Source organism: Chryseolinea serpens (assembly GCF_900129725.1).
Classification (GTDB): domain Bacteria; phylum Bacteroidota; class Bacteroidia; order Cytophagales; family Cyclobacteriaceae; genus Chryseolinea; species Chryseolinea serpens.
The window spans coordinates 339,471-357,187 of record NZ_FQWQ01000004.1 but is presented as its reverse complement, the minus strand read 5'-3'; the positions used below and the strand labels follow the sequence as shown (position 1 = coordinate 357,187).

The following is a 17,717-nucleotide window of genomic DNA, read 5'->3' as shown; positions in this document are numbered from 1 at the left end:
ATACGCGAAGAAAATTTGCCACACCATCCTAATCCTCCTGGTGAACGCCTCTCTACACGGCTCAACCTCTCCCCTGCTTCACTACAAGAAATCATCCCTATAACGGAAAAGAAATCGCCATCGTATTTTTTTATCGCGTTTATCTAAGTGATTTGCCGTGGTTATGAAATCACGGCAATTTTTTGAATACTTCATCTTCGATCCAATAGCAGATCAGTGAATTTATTTTCCCTGACCTATCACGCTCGAAACTCACCGGTGTGGCGAGACCGATGCCATTGAAACGGTTGTTGCCAATCGGAACCAGCAGCAGGTCCGGCCCGCCTTCGCTGATGAGCAGTTGGTGGTCCTTGTATTTTATCTCCAGCACAAATCCGTCGGGGTTGGAATATTTGCCGGCGTATTGATTATATAGCGTGGTGTCGGTTTTCACTTTCGGGAACGGTTTGACCTTGTTGTATTCGCCATAGCCATGCTTTTGTCCGCAGATAACACAATCCGTTGCGGGCAAGCTGTTCATTACGCGGTGGTTCACGGGCGGCAGTCGCTTCAGTGCCGTGAGGATGGCCGCCAAGTCTTGATCCGACATGTTACGGTAGGCGGTCCAAGGCATGGAGCCGTCCAGCGTGCCGCCTTTGCCGGTGCGGATGGCATTGATGAACGTCGCAGCATCCCATCCAGCCAACCCGGTAGGATCGGGTGTGAGATTGGTGCTCAGCACTACCTTGTGATTGTTTTTAGACATGGGATTGCCACCGCCAAACATACCGGGGTTGGTGCCATACCACCCCGTGTGACAGCCTACACAATCGGCCACCTTCACAAGGTAAATTCCTTTTTTCAATGCATCAGCAGTGTCGGGATACGCTACGGGACCTGTTAACATTTTTGGGGAACCCTGCAGTTCTTTTTCCCGCTCCGGCGGAAGCGATCGTTGGGGTAAACGATTCTTCACGGGTGGAATGGACCGGATATAGACGATCACCGATGCGAGGTCTTCGTCGGCCAGGTTGCTAAAGGATGCCCAGTACATGGGTAGGGACAACGCCCGGCCATCGTGACCTACGCCTTCGCGGATGGCGCGCGCAAACATGTCGTCGGTCCAGTTGCCGGCGCCGGTTTCTTTGTCGGGCGAGATGTTGGGGGCTACCATGCGAAAGTTTCCGCGTTGGCCTAGGATGGCGCCACCGCCTTTCTTAGAAGCGATCGGGGGAAAGCCGGCGATGGTGCTGTCCCGTTCCGAGTGGCAGACAAAACATTGGAGGATGCCGTTCACGAGGTATTCGCCGCGCTTAAGACGGGCTTCGGTGATCTCAAATTTTTTGTCGGTGAGGGGACGGGTGATTGTGGCCTGCAGGATGGTTGTATCAGCTGCTGGTACGCGGGGCGATTCAATTGGTTTGGTTTTGGTGCAAGCAAATAACGCAAGGCCTGCCGTAAGCAACCAGAGAGGGGTCTTCATAACGGTATGGGTTAGGTCAAGGTTATTCAATTTAAGAAAAGCCTGCATTGGGAATGCCGCGCGGGAGAATAATATTCATGGCAATCGCAGAAAAAATCATTGCGCATACCCGAATTCATGGACAGGTTCCTGCTTATACAAAATGGAAACGACCTGATCGTTGTTCAGTGCGACGGGCTCAGATTAAAGCTCTCGAATACTTTGTCGACCGTGGATTTATTGTCGGCCATCACCAGGAGGTGGTCGCGGGGGCGAATTTCGGTGTCGCCGTTGGCCGTGATGTATTTGCCATCGCGGTGGATGAGAACGATGAGCGCGGTTTTCGGGAGGTCGAGTTTCATGACGAGTTTGCCCACCGCGGGGGAATTTTCGGGGATGTCGAGCTCCACCAGTTCGGATTTGGAATTGTCTTTTAACTCGATGTCGAGGGGGAACTTGCGTTTTAGTTTTTCCGGAACGCTCACGCGAAGCCAGCGGGCCACCATCGGAAGGGTTGTGCCCTGCAACAGAACGGACGATACCGAGATAAAGAACACCAGGTTAAAAATGGTGCGGGCTGATTCGATGCCGGCCAGTAACGGATACGTTGCAAAAATAATGGGCACGGCGCCGCGCAATCCCACCCAGGAAAGGAATAATTTTTTTCTAGCATTCAGACCGTTGGAGAACGATAGTGAGATGAATATAGCTGCCGGGCGGGCAATGAAAATAAGAAATAACGCAATGAGCACGCCCGGGCCAATGACCGGCACGATCTCGGAAGGATAGACCAGTAGCCCCAGTGTGATGAACATGACGATTTGCATCAGCCACGCCTGGCCGTCATAAAATTTGATGAGGCTTTTCTTATGCAGGAAACTGCTATTGCCCAGGATGACGGCAGAAATATAGACGGCCAAAAATCCGTTCCCTCCCACCACATCGGTGAAGGAGAAAGTGAAAAACACCATCGAAAGGATGAGCACGGGATAGAGCCCGTCGATATCGAGCTTGATGCGGTTCACGATCCAGATCATGATCTTGCCAAAGGCATAGCCTGCCACGGCGCCCAGGATCATTCCTTTAAAAAACTTCGGCACCAACGAGATCAGCGTGGCGTCGGGTTCTGCAATCAGGTAAACAAAACTAACGGTGAGAAAATACGCCATGGGGTCGTTGCTGCCGCTCTCCAATTCCAGCATGGGGCGAAGGTTGCCTTTGAGACCCACACTGCGCGAACGCAAAATGGAGAACACCGCTGCCGCATCGGTGGACGAAACGATGGCGCCTAACAACATGCCTTCCTGCCACGTGTACCCCAATAAGTAAGAAGAAAATACACCGACAGATGTGGCGGTGATCAGTACGCCCAGCGTAGAGACCGAAACGCCTTGCCAAATGATGGGCTGAATGCTCTCCCACTTTGTTTCCAGTCCACCGGAAAAGAGAATGAACGTCAAGGCCATCACGCCCAGCAACTGCGCGATCTTGGGGTCGTTGAAATAGATCCCTCCTAAACCATCCGATCCGGCCAGCATGCCCACCACCAGGAAGAGGATCAGTGTGGGGATGCCCAGCTTAAAGGAGGTTTTACTCGCAATGATGCTGAGAAATAGCAACAGCGATCCGAGGAGCAAAATGTTTTCAGCCGATACCGTCATGCCTGAAGATCCTGATTCTTTAAGGACCTTCAAGATATTAAATTTAGGCGAGGCTGTCGCTATACAGCCTCGCCTAGTTTGACCGGTTCATCAAAAAAATCTGCAGCTTCGTTACTTCGCCAGAAAAGCCGACAGCATCCAATGATGCTTCTCGATGCGGTTGATGAAAACCTTCACCATTTCCTCCGTGCCGGAGTCGTGTTGTGCCGCGGCGATCTCCACCACGGTAAACATATAGCCGAGCAAGATCGTGTAGTCGGCGATAAGCTCCCGCACCATGATCTCGGACGAGAGCTGGGAGGTGGTTTCTTTGATCTCCGACAATTCAAGGTATTCGCCCATCGTGCTGATGGGGGTCTTAGAAAAGATGCGGACGCGTTCAGCGATGTCGTCGATGTGCTGTTGGGCTTCCATGTATTGTTGTTCGAACTCTATGTGCAGGTCGAAAAAGTCCGAGCCTTTCACGTTCCAGTGATAGTTCCTCAGCTTTTGATAGTGCACGCTATAGTTGACCAGCAGGTCGTTCAGGGCATGCGTGACATGTTCCACTTCTTCACTCGACCATCCCAACTTAACGGGTTTGGCCTTGGCCATGCGCGTGTCGAGCTGTGTTTGGGGCATGTCCTTCAGGGTGTCTTTGAGGGCCACATTTTCTTTTGTCGCTTTCATACGGTTTAAATTTTTCGTTCCTGACGCAAAGCCGGTATGGCTTTCTACGCTGGAGTTTGCCATTACCGTTCCATACCGTCGATATGCTCTAAAGGGTTACCGGCGCCATCCGCAGCCCGTTTTCCTGATGAGAAACATGCCCAGCTGTGTAAGAAGTCCACAGGTCATTCTTCGCCTTTCCACCGGTTTCCGGCGATTTCACACGTTCGCAGCATGGTCTTTCTCATGGAATCCGATGGGGCTAGGATGGTTATTAAAAAATGGCACACTCTTTATACTTGATTGGCTAAACTAAAAGCACGTCGCCGTGTAACGTCATGAAGAATTTCCTCCTTTTTCTAAACTTGCTGATCCTCGCCGGTTTGGCTTACGTCTTTTCAGGGGCAGAAAATATGAAGGACGAGCAGCCCTCTACACCGGAAGCCTCCCGCTCTGCCGACATTGTGATCGTAAAGGAAGCCTCCTTTGAAAAAGCCACACCCACGCCTGAGCACACTCTTCCCCAAGCCCAGGAAGTGAACATGGGCGATCTTCTGGCGGACCTCGACGACGCTCCGATCGACCAGGTGGTGGAGACCTTTTTGACGAAGACGGCCGAATCGCGTATCATGGATTTTGAAGAAGGAAAAACAGCTCAACAAAAAAGCGCGGTCGACGCTATCCGGGACTATGGCAGTCTCATGGTCCACGACCAAAGTGAAATGCTGGCCGACCTTCGCGCCCTGGCCGCATCCAAACACATTGTATTACCCGACGCACCGGACGAACACCAGCAAAAAGCATTGGCCGACCTGCAACAGGAAGAAGGCAAATCGTTCGATAGGAAGTTCATCAAAATGATGATCATCGATCACAAACGCGACGTAAAAAAATTCAGAAAGGCCGCCCAATCCCACGACGTTGACGTGCGCGCGTTTGCCCTCAAGTATCTGCCCGTTATAGAAGCGCATCTTGACGATGTACAAAAACTGAAGAAATAGTCGGGAGTATTTAGTCGTGTGTATTGAGTATGGAATCGAAACACACTGCTCAGGACCAAGGACTCACTACTCAGGACTAAGGACTCATAACTCAGGACTAAAGACTATTTATTTTTAGGAAGAGAGGTGATTTTTAAAACACCTCAAACGATAGCGGTCACCTTACGCGTGACAACATAGGGGCGCCTTGAGACGATCCTGCTTTCTTTTTATGAAAACTTGTGCTAAGTTGGATTGCACAAGGATCCTAAACATTCTCGCAGGTGAAAACGCTTTCACGAAGAACATTTCTCAGCCAAAGTGGGGCTCTCACCGGAGGCATGTATGCAGCCATGATGGCCCTAGAAATGTTGCCCGCGGCGCCTGCGCATTCCTTCTCGCTTCCCGGGAGTGGCCAGGGGAAAAGTGTTGTCATCCTGGGTGCAGGACTGGCCGGCATGACCACGGCCTACGAACTCACCAAACTGGGTTATCGCTGCACGGTCCTGGAGGCACGCGACCGCACCGGTGGCCGATGTTGGAGCATTCGCAAAGGCTCCACACACACCGAAACCGTCAACCCCACCCAAACGGCACAACTCGACGATGGTCTTTATTTCAATGCCGGCCCGTCGCGCATTCCTCACCATCATCAACTCACGCTGCAATACTGTCGCGAGTTGGGGGTACCCATCGAGATCTATAACAACGTGAACGAAGGCGCCTATCATTTCAGTGAAGGCAACGGCGCCCTTTCCAATAAAAAGATCCGCATCCGCGAAGTCCACAACGACATGCGGGGCTACGTGACCGAGATGCTGGCCAAAGCCATTGACCAGCACAAGCTCGACGCCGCATTGACCACCGAAGATGTGACGAAGATCGTAGAGTATCTGCGGGCCGAAGGCGGCCTGGATGCCGACAAGCTCTACAAAGCCTCTGCGCGCAGGGGATACGTTGAGCCCCCCGGCGCCGGCGACAAACCCGGCAAGATCGCCGACCCGCACACACTGGCCGACCTGCTTCAATCGGGCTTGCTGTCGCCCGACTTTTACAATGTGGCCGAGTATACCTATGAGTTGCAGATGACCATGTTCCAGGCCAAAGGCGGGATGGATAACATTGCCCGCGCACTCGAAAAGAAATTGCCGGGCATGATCCGCACCGGGGCCGTGGTATCGTCCATCCAAAACCTGGAGAACACCGTGCGGGTGAAGTATACCCTCAAGGGTGCGCCCCAGGAAATCGAAGCGGACGCCTGCATCTGCACGCTGCCCTTGCCCATACTGAGCAACCTGGACCATAATTTTTCATCCGACGTAAGCCGCGCCATCGACTTTGTGCCTTACATCCAGACGGGCAAGATCGGCCTGCAATTCAAACGGCGGTTTTGGGAAGAAGACGAACAGATCTTTGGCGGCATTACGCACACCAACAATGACCTTACGCAGATCTTTTATCCCTCCAACGACTACCTGGGAAAGAAGGGCGTGCTGATCGGCTATTACAATTTCAATGAGAAAGCAAAAAAGGTCGGCGCCCTGTCGCTAAAAGAAAGGGAGCAACTGGCCCTGGAGAAGGGGGGCCTGATTCACCCCCAGTATAAAAACGAGTTTGAAAATTCGTTCTCCGTGAGCTGGCACCTCACGCCCTATAGTCTCGGCGGATGGGCTTTGTATTCCGGCGACACCCGCCAAACCTTGTACAAAGCGTTTATCAAACCCGACAAGCGGGTGTACTTTGCCGGCGAGCACACCACCTATTTGAACGCGTGGATGGCCGGGGCATTCGAATCGGCCCGGAAGGCGGTGGCCGATGTGCATGCCCGCTTCACGGAACAGCGTCTTCAGTATCCCGCATCCGGCAAAGAAGGTGGATGAGCGGGAACCCTAGTAAACCCAATACCGTAAAATACATTACCTAAACCCACCCACCATGGCAACATCAATGAACAGGCGAAATTGGTTAAAGACCAGTGCTCTCGTCACTACCGGCGCCCTCACCCTTCCCGACGGTATTTTCAACACCGCGTCGGCCGCTCCCCGAGTGGCTTCCAGTTCAACTTCCCAGCGCAACATCGAACAACGCATCGCGCAGGACTTCCCGAACCTGAAAGCGCGCCTGTTTGCCAACGAAAATCCATTCGGCCCATCCGAGAAAGCAAAGAAAGCGATGGCCGAGGCCATGGCCACCAGCTATCAATATCCGATCCAGGTGGTCGACCAGTTGGTCGCCAAGATCGCTGCCGCAGAAAACATTAAACCTGAACAGATCATGGTGGGCACCGGGTCCACTCCCCTGTTGCAGGCGTCGGCAGTCTTCTTTGCGAAAAATGGAGGGTCCATTATCTGTGGCGATCCGGCCTATGAATATTTGCCGGACGAAGCCGAAAAGAATTTTGGTGCCAAGTGGGTGAAGGTGCCGCTCACGGCCGACTACAAATACGATCTCGATGCCATGGAGAAGGCCATCGACAAGGATACGAAGCTGGTATACATTTGCAATCCCAACAATCCCACGGGCACCTACGTGGATGCAGACAAGATGCGGGCGTTTTGTGAACGCGTGTCGCCAAAAGTGCCGGTCATTATCGACGAAGCCTATATCAACTATCTTTCGGATCCCAAGGGTATGACGCTGATCGACTGTGTGCGAAAGGGTCAGAATGTGATCGTGGCCCGCACGTTCTCCAAGCTGCACGCCCTGGCCGGCATGCGCATCGGCTACTTTGTGGCACAGCCCGAAATGCTGAAGAACCTATTGCCTTACACGGTTCCCTTTGGCGCCCTCTCTGCCCTATCGGCTAGCGCTGCACTGGCTGCCTACGATGATACGGAATACCTGCAGGGTGCGTTGAAGAAGACCCTGGAGTCGAAAGAATATCTGTACAGCGTCCTGAAAAAAGAAGGCTATACCTACATCCCGTCGGTAACAAATTTTGTGATGTTTCCCATCAATATGGAGGGACAACGCTTTGTGGACGAGATGATGAAACGGGGCGTAGGCTTGCGCTTCTGGAAATTCAACAACAAAGAATGGTGCCGCATCAGCATCGGCCGCATGGACGAGATGAAGATCTTTGAAGAAGCTTTCAAACAATTGTCGTAGTCCTTCAAAACTGTATTTTTTTCATTGTCATTAAATCGACAAGATCAGTCTATCCACTGTTAAATAATTCTCTATGACCAGGAAGTTTGCTGTAGTGTTGGCATGCATGTTTGTTTTGTCCACTGGCCTGAAGGCGCAAGACGTGGTGAAGCCCCGGCCCCTCACCATGGCCGAGTATGAAAAGGCCAAGACCTTTGTGATCAAGGACCTTGACAACGAAACCTATGTGAAGTTTGAGAACACCTACATCCTGGACCGTTACGAACTGCGCAAGCCCTATTTCATCACGGGTGACGATGGATTAAAAAAACGCATGGACCTCTACAAGCTGCTGGCCAAGGAAGGCATGCAGGAGTTGGGACTCGTCATCTTCTACACCAACGAAAAAGGCACCCAGTACAAAGCCTGTCTGCCCAACTTCACAGCCGACGCCAAGGTGTGGGAAAAATATTTCGAAGACATCCATGCCATCGATAAACTGGAACAGAATTTTGTGCTCAAGCTTTCCTATGTGCTGTCGAAAGAAGTAGGCTATCAATTGTATAAAGCCCAGAACCAGGGCAAAGACCTGTCGAAAGAATCGGCCACCTATGGAAACGACATCTGCTTTCCCGGCGATCAGCAAGTGACCCTGGCCAACGGCACCCGCAAGACGCTGGCTTCGCTAAAGCGCGGCGACGAAGTACTTACGGTGAATCCGCTTACCAAAACCACCGCCATCATTAAAGTGAACACGCTTGTGGAACACGAGGCAAAGAACTACGCGATCACCCAACTCGTTTTGCAACGCGCAGACAAGCACATCACACCCAACGGCTCCGAGATCATCCTCTCTACCCGCACGCTGGAAGCCACCCCAAATCATCCGGTTCAAACCCATACGGGCACTACCAAAATGGGCGATGTGAAAGAGAACGACACGGTGCTGTGTCTCAACAAAGCTTCCGGTGACTATGAACCCTTCACTGTAATCAGTAAAAAAGAATATGCAGGCGGTGTCCAAAAAGTATACAACATCGTTGCCGGAGATGGAACTCCGTTCCTGATGAACGATGTCATGGTGCTGCAAAAATAGTGTTGGGTAGAAAATCGTCAGGGACTTACCACGCTATGGAACGGTACGTTGGATGGTGCATCGTCAGCGCGTCCTATCCAAAAAGATCGGAGCTCAGGTAACGGTCGCCGCGGTCACAAACAATAAAAACGATCACGCCGGATTCGATCTCTGATGCTATCTTCATGGCTGCACTCAATGCCCCGCCACTGCTCATGCCAGCGAGGATCCCCTCCTCCTTTGCCATCCGCCGGGTAAAGTGCCGCGCATCGGCTTCGCTCACGTCGAGCACGCGATCCACTCGTTTCGGTTCAAAGATCTTGGGAAGAAATTCTGGCGACCACCGCCGGATGCCGGGAATGCACGACCCGTCTGTAGGTTGCGTTCCCACAATTTGTATCGAGGAGTTTTGTTCTTTCAGATAGCGCGACACGCCCATGATGGTGCCGGTAGTCCCCATGGCCGACACGAAGTGGGTGATCTTTCCACCGGTGTCGCGCCATATTTCGGGGCCGGTAGTTTTGTAGTGCATGCCATAATTGTCGGCATTGGCAAACTGGTCCAGCATGCGATAGCCTTCGTTCGCCGCCATTTGTTCGGCCAGTTCGCGGGAGTATTCAATGGTGCGTGCCGACGGGGTGAGGATAACTTTTGCTCCATACGCTTCCATGGATAACACGCGTTCGCGCGTGGAATTGTCGGGCATGATGAGGGTCATTTCCACGCCCATGATGCTGGCGATCATGGCCAGGGCAATGCCGGTGTTGCCGCTGGTGGCTTCCACCAGTTTGTCGCCGGGCTTGATATCGCCGCGTTGCAAAGCGGCGGTGATCATGCCATAGGCGGCGCGGTCTTTCACGCTGCCACCGGGGTTGTTGCCTTCCAATTTGCCGTAGAGGGTCACGCCCTTCTTCACGGGAATGCGTTGAAGCTCCACCAACGGGGTGTTGCCGATCAATTCTGAAAGTTTCATGGTTGCTGAGGGTACGGTGTTATTGATCGCCCTTGAAAATGACAAGGTCCATCTCGTGCGTATCGCCGTTATACATTTTTGCCTGGTAATATACTTTTGAATGTGGCGCCACACTGCGCGTGAGCCACACGTTGCCTCCTACCACACTGTCGTGGCCAATGACCGTCTCGCCACCCAGGATCGTCGCTCCGGCATAGATCACCACCCGGTCTTCCAGCGTTGGGTGTCGTTTTTTCTCTGCATCTTCTTTGTTGACACTGAGCGCACCCAGCGTGACACCTTGATAGAGCTTCACGTGGTTGCCAATGACCGACGTTTCGCCGATCACCACACCGGTGCCATGGTCGATGCAGAAATGTTCTCCGATCTTGGCGGCGGGGTGAATGTCTATTCCTGTTTTGCTGTGCGCATGCTCGGTGATGATGCGGGGTATGCCCGGCACACCCAGCGTGTGGAGATGGTGGGCCATGCGGTAGGCGGCGATGGCGTAAAATCCCGGGTAGCTGCGCACCACTTCATTGCGGCTTTTGGCGGCCGGGTCGCCTTCAAACATGGCAGTGACGTCTTCCTGTAACTTATCAAATATCACCGGAAGGGCTTGAAAGAAATCTTCCGCCAGCTGTGGCGCATCCACCAGGCCCCGCCCAGGGTTGTGACGAAGAATGCGCACCAATTCGATCTGCAGCGTCTCCAGCAAAGCCTCAAACTGATCTTCCGACAAATGGGCCAGCTGTGTGAAGTCGGCAAACAGCGCGCCCAGCAGGTCTTCAAAAAATTTCGAGACCTCCACCGGCGCTGGGCAAGTGGGGCACGCCTGGTGCGTGATATACAGTTTGCTGATAAAAGCTTTATCCATACGTGTTAAATACAGTATTTAACGGGAAGGTTCAAATTAAAGTGACAAAAAAGTGAAATTCGCCGCCAAAAGGGCAACACTTCTTCATTAGCGCAATAGCATGACCACGGCCGCGACCAGTGTCATGGAGATGATAAACCAGCGATAGGCTTTTTCGGATAGCTTCTTCACGATCCAAACCCCGGCAACGGCGCCCAGCAAAATGAAGGGCAACGTCAGCAAGTCGAGCAGGAATGTGTTCCAGGTAATGGTGTGCCAGGCGAACACGTGGAAGGGTACTTTGAACCAGTTGGTGACCATAAAGAACCAAGCGGTGGTGCCAATGAAAGTATTCTTGGGCAGACGCATCGACAAGAAGTATACGGCCATCACGGTGCCGGCCAGGTTGCCGACCATGGACGTGAAGCCGCCCAGCACCCCCGTTGTTATACCAAAGGCTTTGTTGTGGGGCACCGCTTCTTTGTGTCCGCGCTCCAGCCACAACATGACGATCACGCTGCCGACAATGACGGTGGCCATGATGATCCGGAACACTTTATCGTCGATATAGCTGCCGATCACGGTGCCCACCACCACACCCAACGCGGCCCAGGGAAACAATAATTTCAAGTGTTCCCAGGATGCATGACGGTGATAATACCAAGTGCCCATCACATCGGCCAGAACCAGGATGGGCAGTAGCACGCCGCTGGAATGCTGCCCGCCAAAGATGGTGGCCAGCAACGGCACCGCCAGCATGCCTGCACCGTGCACGCCGGTCTTGGACATGCCTATAAAGATCGCCACCAGGCACACGAGGGCTACCTGCGCATAGGCAAACTGAAAAGAGAATAGTGTGATCACAGTGGGCGGTTAGAGCGTCTTCAGCACGTTCCACATCTCATCGGCCACCAACTGGTTACCCTTTTCGTTCAGGTGCACGCGGTCGGTGGTGAGTATGCCAGAGTCTTTGTTGTCGGGGTTGTTTTGTTTGCTATAGTCCAGAAAAGCCTGGCGCAAATCCACGAGGGGCAGGTTGTTCTTTTTGGCGAGGCTGCGAACGATGTTGCTATAGAAATTCAGATCGCCGTCGAGTTCATTGCTGGCGTCGGGGCGCTCGCCCACCACGGCCGGCGTCACTAACACGGTCTTGATGTTCCTGGCTTGTAGTTTTTTGATGATGGCGGTATAGAACTTCTCAAACTTGTCGGCGTCGGTGCCCGTGCCATACGAACGCTTATGCCAGACGTCGTTCACGCCGATATAGATAAAAACGATGTCTGGATTTTTTGCCATCACATCGTCGTCCATGCGGAGGTAGAGATCATAGACTTTATTTCCGCCGATGCCGGCGCCCACCAGGTCGTATTGATCGGCCAGTTTCTCGGCCGTCGCGCGCTCGCCAATCTTCACTATGTAACCACCGGGCTTGGCACCCGCTTCGGTGATCGAATCGCCAAAGAATACGACTTTCTTTTTTTGCATGGAGGTAAACGCAGTTAGCAGGAGGAACACAGCCAGGGCCGGCAGGAAAAATTTCTTCATAGGGTGGAAATTATGAATCGAAAGATAATAAAGAAAATGGGGAAATAGCCTCACGTAGCGAAACACAACCCTCGAATTTTGGGGTAACCGGTCAGGAATGCCTATGAGCAGTGACTGATGTGGACGTAAGGTGACTGCCTCGGTGATGCTGGTGGCTACGGTGCGAAGCCAGAGGACGTGCATCGTGCCCCGTGCCAACCTGATCCGAAGATCGATTAAGCTTTCCTATGGCACGTTTTGTCTTCATACCTCCTAACCCCAGGCTAAAGCCTGGGTTACAAAAAAATTGTATGCCCTCCCTCCGATCCGATCCACATCATCATGTTGTTTGCAAATTTCGATGCGCGTGCCAACCACCTCGCCTAAATAAAAGAAAAGGCCGCTCTCACGAGACAGCCTCTCCTTTGCCAGAAATTTAAACGTGCATCCTGCGCTAACGGTATGGGTTGGTTTATAAAAAACTCGACTAAACTATCGCATCAACTTCTCAACCAAAGAAAACGATTGTCATTTATCGATCTCTGATTTTCTAACTACGGATTGTCAATTTAACGACTACTGAATTCTGAATACTGGCTACTAAATTCTGGCTCCTGGCTCCTTACTCTCAAAATTTTCCAAACTTCAACGTAGCATTATAAGAGATATTGCTAAGGTCACTATCCCTCAGCCCCGCTGCATCACTGCCAAAGGCTGCGCGATACGATACTCCCGGGCTAAAGCGCATCCATTTGAACAGATTCACTTCTACCTGCACGCCGGGTTCGGCTACGAAGAACCAGTTTTCGTCGTGGTTGTCGTGGTGATCGAAATCGTTGTTGTGTTCCCAGTTGTGGCGTTCATATTGCACGGTGAAGCCGGCGCCGGAGAAGAGGTTGAAAGCCAGGTGCACGGGTTTGTTGGAGCCCAGCACATATTCCGTGATCAACCCAAACTGGCCATATTCATAGCTCATGTTGCGCAAGGGATCGACGCTGTATTTATTGGGCACGGGAATGTTGTTGGTCGCCGCTGCGGCACTCAGACCGAGCAGAAATTTGTGGTTCACATACCATCCGCCATAGACGCCGGCCAGGTTTGCAAAGTCGCCACCGATGGTGGTGAATTTGTTGGTGAGGGCGCCATAGCCCCCGGTGGCTTTTCCACTGGTCTTGAACACGGTTTGGATCTCGTTATTGCGGTCGGTTGTGGTCTCGTTGTCCTGTCCAAATGCTGTTATGCTCAGCGCGACCAGGAAAGCAAATGCAAGTGATCTGATTGGGGTTTTCATAAGGTTCATTTGTTTCATATGCAGCTTAGACAACCGCCCCGCGTCTTACCCCCATGTCCTCTCAATTTTTTTTTTCAAGGCCTGGAAAAATATAAAAACCCTGAAAAAAGAAAGATTCGGAGGTTTTTATAACTTGTAGGATGCCCACGAAAGTTACGCTCGAACAAATCACGATCCGCACCGAATTGAAGGCCGGCGACATCGGCTACGTCATCTATATGCATGGACATTTTTATGGACGCGAACATGGTTTCGGCATTCTTTTCGAGACCTACGTGGCACAAGGCCTCTATGAATTCTACCAGCACTACAATCCCGAACGCGAACGCGCCTGGGTCTGTGAGCACGAAGGACGCATCATCGGCTTTCTCTTGTTGGTCGACCGGGGAACGGCGGCCCAATTGCGTTATTTTGTGATCCACCCCAACTACCGCGGCATCGGCCTGGGGAAACTGCTCATGGAATTGTTTATGGAATTCCTGAAAGAAAAAGGCTATACCTCATGCTATCTCATGACAACGCGCGGCCTGCTGGCCGCAGCCGCATTGTATCACCGCTTTGGCTTCAAGCTCACCCAAGAGACACCCTCCAATGCATTTGGCAAACCCGTTGTCGAGCAACGCTATGAACTGGATCTTTCGGCAAAATCCTGATCCTAGGGTTTCCGGAATACTTTGGAGAGGAGAATGAAGATGATGACAATAATAAAGATGACAATGAAGATACCGGTGTACACACCTGCCCCAAAGATGTCGCCAATGACTTGACAGCTGGTGACGGTGACGAGCAGGAAAATAAAGAATGCAAAGGCATTTATGTTTTTGAGTTTCATAAAAGATCAAATTGTATTGATCCAGAAACACCAAAAAATCAGGCCAACTTTTGAACGCGTTGTGTCCACCAAAATCGGGCGAAAATGATGGATTTATCCAGGTCTAACATTTAGCCACGATGGACCGGTGAGGAATTCGCGCCCCACCGTAGTGCTTTTCCGCTAAAAATATTTTTCCACCGTGATGGCCACGCCGTCGGCTTTATGATGCGGGGCGATCTCGCGGGCCACAGCTTTCACTTCATCGCGCGCATTGGCCACGGCCACGCCCCACCCTACTGCCTCCAACATTTCCACGTCGTTGTAGTTGTCACCAAAGGCGATGACGGTTTGCATGTCGATGTTGAGCTTGGCCATGACCTGCGCCAGGCCCGTGGCTTTTGAAATGGATTTGGGCGCCAACTCCAGGTAGGTGGACTTGGAGCGGTAGACGTGCAGATCGTCGGGAAACGTTTCGATGAGGGTGTGGTACATCGTCTCGACATCGGCTTCGGATCCCATACACATGATCTTGTGGGCCCCGTGCCCCTGACCCTCCCAATCCTTCAAGACACTATCCAGCGCACGGAAGGTAGGGTGCACTTTGGTGATGCCGGCCTCGCGCCGGGTCCAGGAGTCTTCTTCCGCAGCATACCAGTGATCGCTTTCAAAAAGGCTGACGTGAAGCGGCGTGCTCTTGGCCAGGGTCACGATCTGCTGACAAATGGGTAGCGGAATGTAGATCGATGTCCACACTTCCGGGGTCTCCGCCCCATGGCGCTCCCACAGCACATAGCCGCCGTTGAAACAAATGAGGGGCTCATGCGGCCTACCCAACTCAGCCTGCAAATGACGCATGGCCGCGGGCATACGCGACGAAGCCAGGATGACGGGCACGGAAGCCGGCAGCCGGTGGATGGCAGCGATCGTCCGGAGCGAAAGGGCGCGATGGCTGTCGAGCAATGTGCCATCGATATCGGAGCAAAGGGCGTTGAATTTCATACGGATAAAAAAATACGCAATATCACGAGTGCGAAAGGTAACATTCGTTTCATTGTGTTGTTTATCTCATCGCCCTCACAAAACATTTTTTTGTGTGACCGCCCCAAGACACCCGGCTTAAAAACACACAGGCTCGCCCGAAAAATGCTGCCTTTTCTTTAACTTGACCCGATGACTTCACAAACCGAACCCTTCTACAAAAAGCTTAGCCTCAACCTGATCAGCCTGGCCTTGCTGGGCGCGGCCCTCTATATCGGTCAAGGCATCCTGGTGCCCCTTTTCTTTGCCATCCTGCTGGCAACATTGCTGTTGCCGGTCACCAACTTTTTGCAACGCATACGCTTTCCCAAGGTCCCGGCCATCATCCTGGCCATCTTTATATCGCTGGCGCTCATCGCGGGCGTCATCTACCTGCTCTCCACGCAGGTGGCCAACTTCCTGGAAGACAGCGACGCCATCAAGACGCGGTTGAATTCACTCATCCATTCCCTACAGGGTTGGATCAACACCACTTTCCACATCAGCACGGGCAAACAAAATCAGTATCTCAAAGACACGGCGGAGAATATGAAGGACTCGGGTGCAGGTATTGTCGGCCAAACCGTGGTGAACATTACCGAGGCGCTGTCTTATGTGGTGTTCTTGCCGGTGTATACGTTTCTACTATTGTTCTATAAGGACCTGATCAAGCGGTTCATCGTGTCGGTATTTGAGTCTACCAAAGAAGAAAATGTCGTCGATATCCTGCATGAATCGCGCACCATCGGTCAGCACTACATTCTCGGCCTGCTCACGGACATGACCCTGGTGTTTGCGTTGAACTCGGTGGGCTTTCTGATCCTGGGCATAAAGTATCCGATCTTCCTGGCGTTGGTCGGGGCCTTACTGAACCTGGTTCCCTACATCGGCATGCTGGTGGCCAATGTGTTTTGTATGCTCATTACCCTGATCACTTCCGAAAATCTCAGCGATGTGGTTTGGGTGGCGGTTATTCTGGCCATCGTTCAGTTCATCGACAATAACTTTATGATGCCCCTGATCGTGGGAAACCGCGTGCGCATCAATGCGCTCGTCACCATTGTGGGTGTGATCATTGGCGGGGCGCTCTGCGGCATCAGCGGCATGTTCCTGGCCATCCCCGGCATTGCCGTGCTCAAAGTGATTTTCGATCGCGTGGAAAGTCTCAAACCCTGGGGCATGTTGCTGGGCGATGATACTGATAATAAAGAGAGCAAGATCGCCGCCGCCGTCACCGGGAAAGCATCCAAAGTCCCGAAGGCTCCTAAGGTTGCTGCTCCAAAACCTTCTAAGGATTAACCCGGATATACTTCTCCACCAACGGCAGATCCTCCTCGCCGATGCCGTACTCCTTCAACTTCTCTACGCCCGATTGGATGAGCGTGTCGCCATGGAGCGCCACGGTGAATTCGAAATCCTTGCCTTCATAGTCGCGGGCGCTGCAATATTCCAGGTGTTCGGTGTAATGGTCGTTCACCAGCGTATACGATCCACCCCCGGCCGAAAACGAACGGGGTGCGAGGGTATCGCCCGGTGTGCGCACCTCGTGCAACAGGAACGCAAAGTGCGATCCGTTGAGGATCTTGATCATGCGCGTACCCGGGGCGTCGTTGCGAATCGTGGTATCCTTCTTGATGTAGGCCGACGAGAGCAGTTGCCACGTACCTTCTATGGGCAGCGATGCCGGGGCCGCCGGTTTGGTGTTTGCGGTACAGGCCAGCAGACCTAGGATGGGCAATAGTTTCCATTTTCCGTTCATGTAATTCATTTTGTTGTGCAACGCCTAAAAGTACAAAATAGAACCACTCACCCTAGCCTATCGCAGTATATCCAGTGAAAACATCTTCAAAAAAATCCACCGCGTTACGTTACATAATTACGTACCCTTCCTTTCACAATCGCCGTATATACTTACGGTTAAACCAAAAACAATCAGACGATGAAAAAACTAATGCTCACCCTCATCTTCGCCGCCGCCCTTGGTGTATCGGTGATGGCGCAAGTGAAAAAGACGGAAAAGATTCAGGTCGATGAAGTGCCCGTTTCCGTACGCTTGGCGTTCGAAAAAGACTTCGGCAAAATTCCCGACGAAGGTTTCTGGACGGTTTCCTATACCATGGTCACCGATGGCAATCGCACCTCTGCAAAGCCGATCTGGTATCAGTATACGAAAGGAAAGGGAAGTGATAAGATTGAAGTGAGGTATACTCCGGAAGCGAAATTGGAATCGTCGAAGGGACTCACGAAGATGGAAGGAAAGTAGTTGGGCTTGGGGGGCGGCTCCTTCAGGAGCCAGAATCCAGGAGCCAGGAGCCAGAAGCTTATGCTCGGTGTTCCAGTTGCCAGTAGTCAATTTTTTTTTTCGGCGACG

18 protein-coding genes are annotated in these 17,717 nt (G+C 52.3%); 7 read left to right on the top strand and 11 right to left on the bottom strand.

Annotation, left to right across the window (positions count from 1 at the left end; all coding sequences use genetic code 11):
• Positions 1-169 precede the first annotated feature (169 nt).
• From BUB30_RS25975 to BUB30_RS25965, 3 genes are all read right to left on the bottom strand, one after another.
• The gene (locus BUB30_RS25975) at positions 170-1,462 is read right to left on the bottom strand and encodes a c-type cytochrome (protein WP_073140357.1); all 1,293 of its coding nucleotides are present in this window, start codon (positions 1,460-1,462) and stop codon (positions 170-172) included.
• 164 nt (positions 1,463-1,626) lie between these two features.
• Positions 1,627-3,135, bottom strand: a complete 1,509-nt coding sequence (locus BUB30_RS25970) for a potassium/proton antiporter (protein ID WP_317044227.1) — start codon at positions 3,133-3,135, stop codon at positions 1,627-1,629.
• Positions 3,136-3,213: 78 nt separating this feature from the next.
• Positions 3,214-3,771, bottom strand: coding sequence for a Dps family protein (locus BUB30_RS25965; protein WP_245804176.1), 558 nt, complete (start codon positions 3,769-3,771; stop codon positions 3,214-3,216).
• Positions 3,772-4,088: 317 nt separating this feature from the next.
• Between BUB30_RS25965 and BUB30_RS25960 the strand changes: the two genes are divergently transcribed.
• From BUB30_RS25960 to BUB30_RS25945, 4 genes are all read left to right on the top strand, one after another.
• Positions 4,089-4,751: a DUF4142 domain-containing protein gene (locus tag BUB30_RS25960; protein ID WP_073140351.1), complete on the top strand. Its 663-nt coding sequence runs from the start codon at positions 4,089-4,091 to the stop codon at positions 4,749-4,751.
• A gap of 263 nt (positions 4,752-5,014) precedes the next feature.
• A complete protein-coding gene (locus BUB30_RS25955) occupies positions 5,015-6,610 on the top strand; it encodes a flavin monoamine oxidase family protein (RefSeq protein WP_317044226.1) in 1,596 nt (531 codons plus the stop codon).
• 55 nt (positions 6,611-6,665) lie between these two features.
• Positions 6,666-7,838, top strand: coding sequence for a pyridoxal phosphate-dependent aminotransferase (locus BUB30_RS25950; protein WP_073140345.1), 1,173 nt, complete (start codon positions 6,666-6,668; stop codon positions 7,836-7,838).
• A gap of 73 nt (positions 7,839-7,911) precedes the next feature.
• Positions 7,912-8,913 carry a Hint domain-containing protein gene (locus tag BUB30_RS25945; protein ID WP_084138406.1) on the top strand — a complete coding sequence of 334 codons (1,002 nt, stop codon included), beginning with the start codon at positions 7,912-7,914 and terminating at the stop codon, positions 8,911-8,913.
• Positions 8,914-8,986: 73 nt separating this feature from the next.
• Here BUB30_RS25945 and cysM read toward each other — a convergent pair whose 3' ends face one another.
• From cysM to BUB30_RS25920, 5 genes are all read right to left on the bottom strand, one after another.
• On the bottom strand, positions 8,987-9,865 hold the full coding sequence (cysM, locus tag BUB30_RS25940) for a cysteine synthase CysM (RefSeq protein ID WP_073140338.1): 879 nt from the start codon (positions 9,863-9,865) through the stop codon (positions 8,987-8,989).
• 19 nt (positions 9,866-9,884) lie between these two features.
• A complete protein-coding gene (locus BUB30_RS25935; protein ID WP_073140335.1) occupies positions 9,885-10,721 on the bottom strand; it encodes a serine O-acetyltransferase in 837 nt (278 codons plus the stop codon).
• 87 nt (positions 10,722-10,808) lie between these two features.
• Positions 10,809-11,564 carry a sulfite exporter TauE/SafE family protein gene (locus tag BUB30_RS25930; RefSeq protein ID WP_073140332.1) on the bottom strand — a complete coding sequence of 252 codons (756 nt, stop codon included), beginning with the start codon at positions 11,562-11,564 and terminating at the stop codon, positions 10,809-10,811.
• Positions 11,565-11,573: 9 nt separating this feature from the next.
• A complete protein-coding gene (locus tag BUB30_RS25925) occupies positions 11,574-12,245 on the bottom strand; it encodes an SGNH/GDSL hydrolase family protein (protein ID WP_073140329.1) in 672 nt (223 codons plus the stop codon).
• Between the two features lie 607 nt (positions 12,246-12,852).
• Entirely contained in the window at positions 12,853-13,515 is a 663-nt protein-coding gene (locus BUB30_RS25920; RefSeq protein WP_073140326.1) for a hypothetical protein, read from the bottom strand.
• Between the two features lie 140 nt (positions 13,516-13,655).
• Between BUB30_RS25920 and BUB30_RS25915 the strand changes: the two genes are divergently transcribed.
• Positions 13,656-14,168 carry a GNAT family N-acetyltransferase gene (locus BUB30_RS25915; RefSeq protein WP_073140323.1) on the top strand — a complete coding sequence of 171 codons (513 nt, stop codon included), beginning with the start codon at positions 13,656-13,658 and terminating at the stop codon, positions 14,166-14,168.
• A gap of 2 nt (positions 14,169-14,170) precedes the next feature.
• On the opposite strand, the gene BUB30_RS35300 is transcribed toward BUB30_RS25915, so the two are convergent.
• Both BUB30_RS35300 and BUB30_RS25910 read right to left on the bottom strand, forming a co-directional pair.
• Positions 14,171-14,347, bottom strand: coding sequence for a hypothetical protein (locus BUB30_RS35300; RefSeq protein WP_178377205.1), 177 nt, complete (start codon positions 14,345-14,347; stop codon positions 14,171-14,173).
• A 162-nt stretch (positions 14,348-14,509) separates the two neighbouring features.
• Positions 14,510-15,328 carry a Cof-type HAD-IIB family hydrolase gene (locus tag BUB30_RS25910; protein ID WP_073140320.1) on the bottom strand — a complete coding sequence of 273 codons (819 nt, stop codon included), beginning with the start codon at positions 15,326-15,328 and terminating at the stop codon, positions 14,510-14,512.
• Between the two features lie 171 nt (positions 15,329-15,499).
• Here BUB30_RS25910 and BUB30_RS25905 point away from each other — a divergent pair, with 171 nt between their 5' ends.
• On the top strand, positions 15,500-16,645 hold the full coding sequence (locus BUB30_RS25905) for an AI-2E family transporter (RefSeq protein ID WP_073140317.1): 1,146 nt from the start codon (positions 15,500-15,502) through the stop codon (positions 16,643-16,645).
• Here BUB30_RS25905 and BUB30_RS35295 read toward each other — a convergent pair.
• Positions 16,635-17,105, bottom strand: a complete 471-nt coding sequence (locus BUB30_RS35295) for a hypothetical protein (RefSeq protein WP_073141184.1) — start codon at positions 17,103-17,105, stop codon at positions 16,635-16,637. The genes BUB30_RS25905 and BUB30_RS35295 overlap by 11 nt on opposite strands.
• A gap of 180 nt (positions 17,106-17,285) precedes the next feature.
• On the opposite strand from BUB30_RS35295, the gene BUB30_RS25895 reads away from it, so the two are divergent.
• Complete coding sequence (locus tag BUB30_RS25895) at positions 17,286-17,609, top strand: hypothetical protein (protein WP_073140314.1); 324 nt, start codon at positions 17,286-17,288, stop codon at positions 17,607-17,609.
• Positions 17,610-17,717 lie beyond the last annotated feature (108 nt).

Bases quoted from the DNA above. Each gene is read 5' to 3' on its own strand.
- BUB30_RS25935 (WP_073140335.1), bottom strand. From the start codon at position 10,721: ATGGATAAAGCTTTTATCAGCAAACTGTATATCACGCACCAGGCGTGC.
- BUB30_RS25920 (WP_073140326.1), bottom strand. From the start codon at position 13,515: ATGAAAACCCCAATCAGATCACTTGCATTTGCTTTCCTGGTCGCGCTG.
- BUB30_RS25945 (WP_084138406.1), top strand. From the start codon at position 7,912: ATGACCAGGAAGTTTGCTGTAGTGTTGGCATGCATGTTTGTTTTGTCC.
- cysM (WP_073140338.1), bottom strand. From the start codon at position 9,865: ATGAAACTTTCAGAATTGATCGGCAACACCCCGTTGGTGGAGCTTCAA.
- BUB30_RS25960 (WP_073140351.1), top strand. From the start codon at position 4,089: ATGAAGAATTTCCTCCTTTTTCTAAACTTGCTGATCCTCGCCGGTTTG.
- BUB30_RS25925 (WP_073140329.1), bottom strand. From the start codon at position 12,245: ATGAAGAAATTTTTCCTGCCGGCCCTGGCTGTGTTCCTCCTGCTAACT.
- BUB30_RS25975 (WP_073140357.1), bottom strand. From the start codon at position 1,462: ATGAAGACCCCTCTCTGGTTGCTTACGGCAGGCCTTGCGTTATTTGCT.
- BUB30_RS35295 (WP_073141184.1), bottom strand. From the start codon at position 17,105: ATGAACGGAAAATGGAAACTATTGCCCATCCTAGGTCTGCTGGCCTGT.
- BUB30_RS25895 (WP_073140314.1), top strand. From the start codon at position 17,286: ATGAAAAAACTAATGCTCACCCTCATCTTCGCCGCCGCCCTTGGTGTA.
- BUB30_RS25965 (WP_245804176.1), bottom strand. From the start codon at position 3,771: ATGAAAGCGACAAAAGAAAATGTGGCCCTCAAAGACACCCTGAAGGAC.
- BUB30_RS35300 (WP_178377205.1), bottom strand. From the start codon at position 14,347: ATGAAACTCAAAAACATAAATGCCTTTGCATTCTTTATTTTCCTGCTC.
- BUB30_RS25910 (WP_073140320.1), bottom strand. From the start codon at position 15,328: ATGAAATTCAACGCCCTTTGCTCCGATATCGATGGCACATTGCTCGAC.
- BUB30_RS25915 (WP_073140323.1), top strand. From the start codon at position 13,656: ATGCCCACGAAAGTTACGCTCGAACAAATCACGATCCGCACCGAATTG.
- BUB30_RS25905 (WP_073140317.1), top strand. From the start codon at position 15,500: ATGACTTCACAAACCGAACCCTTCTACAAAAAGCTTAGCCTCAACCTG.
- BUB30_RS25950 (WP_073140345.1), top strand. From the start codon at position 6,666: ATGGCAACATCAATGAACAGGCGAAATTGGTTAAAGACCAGTGCTCTC.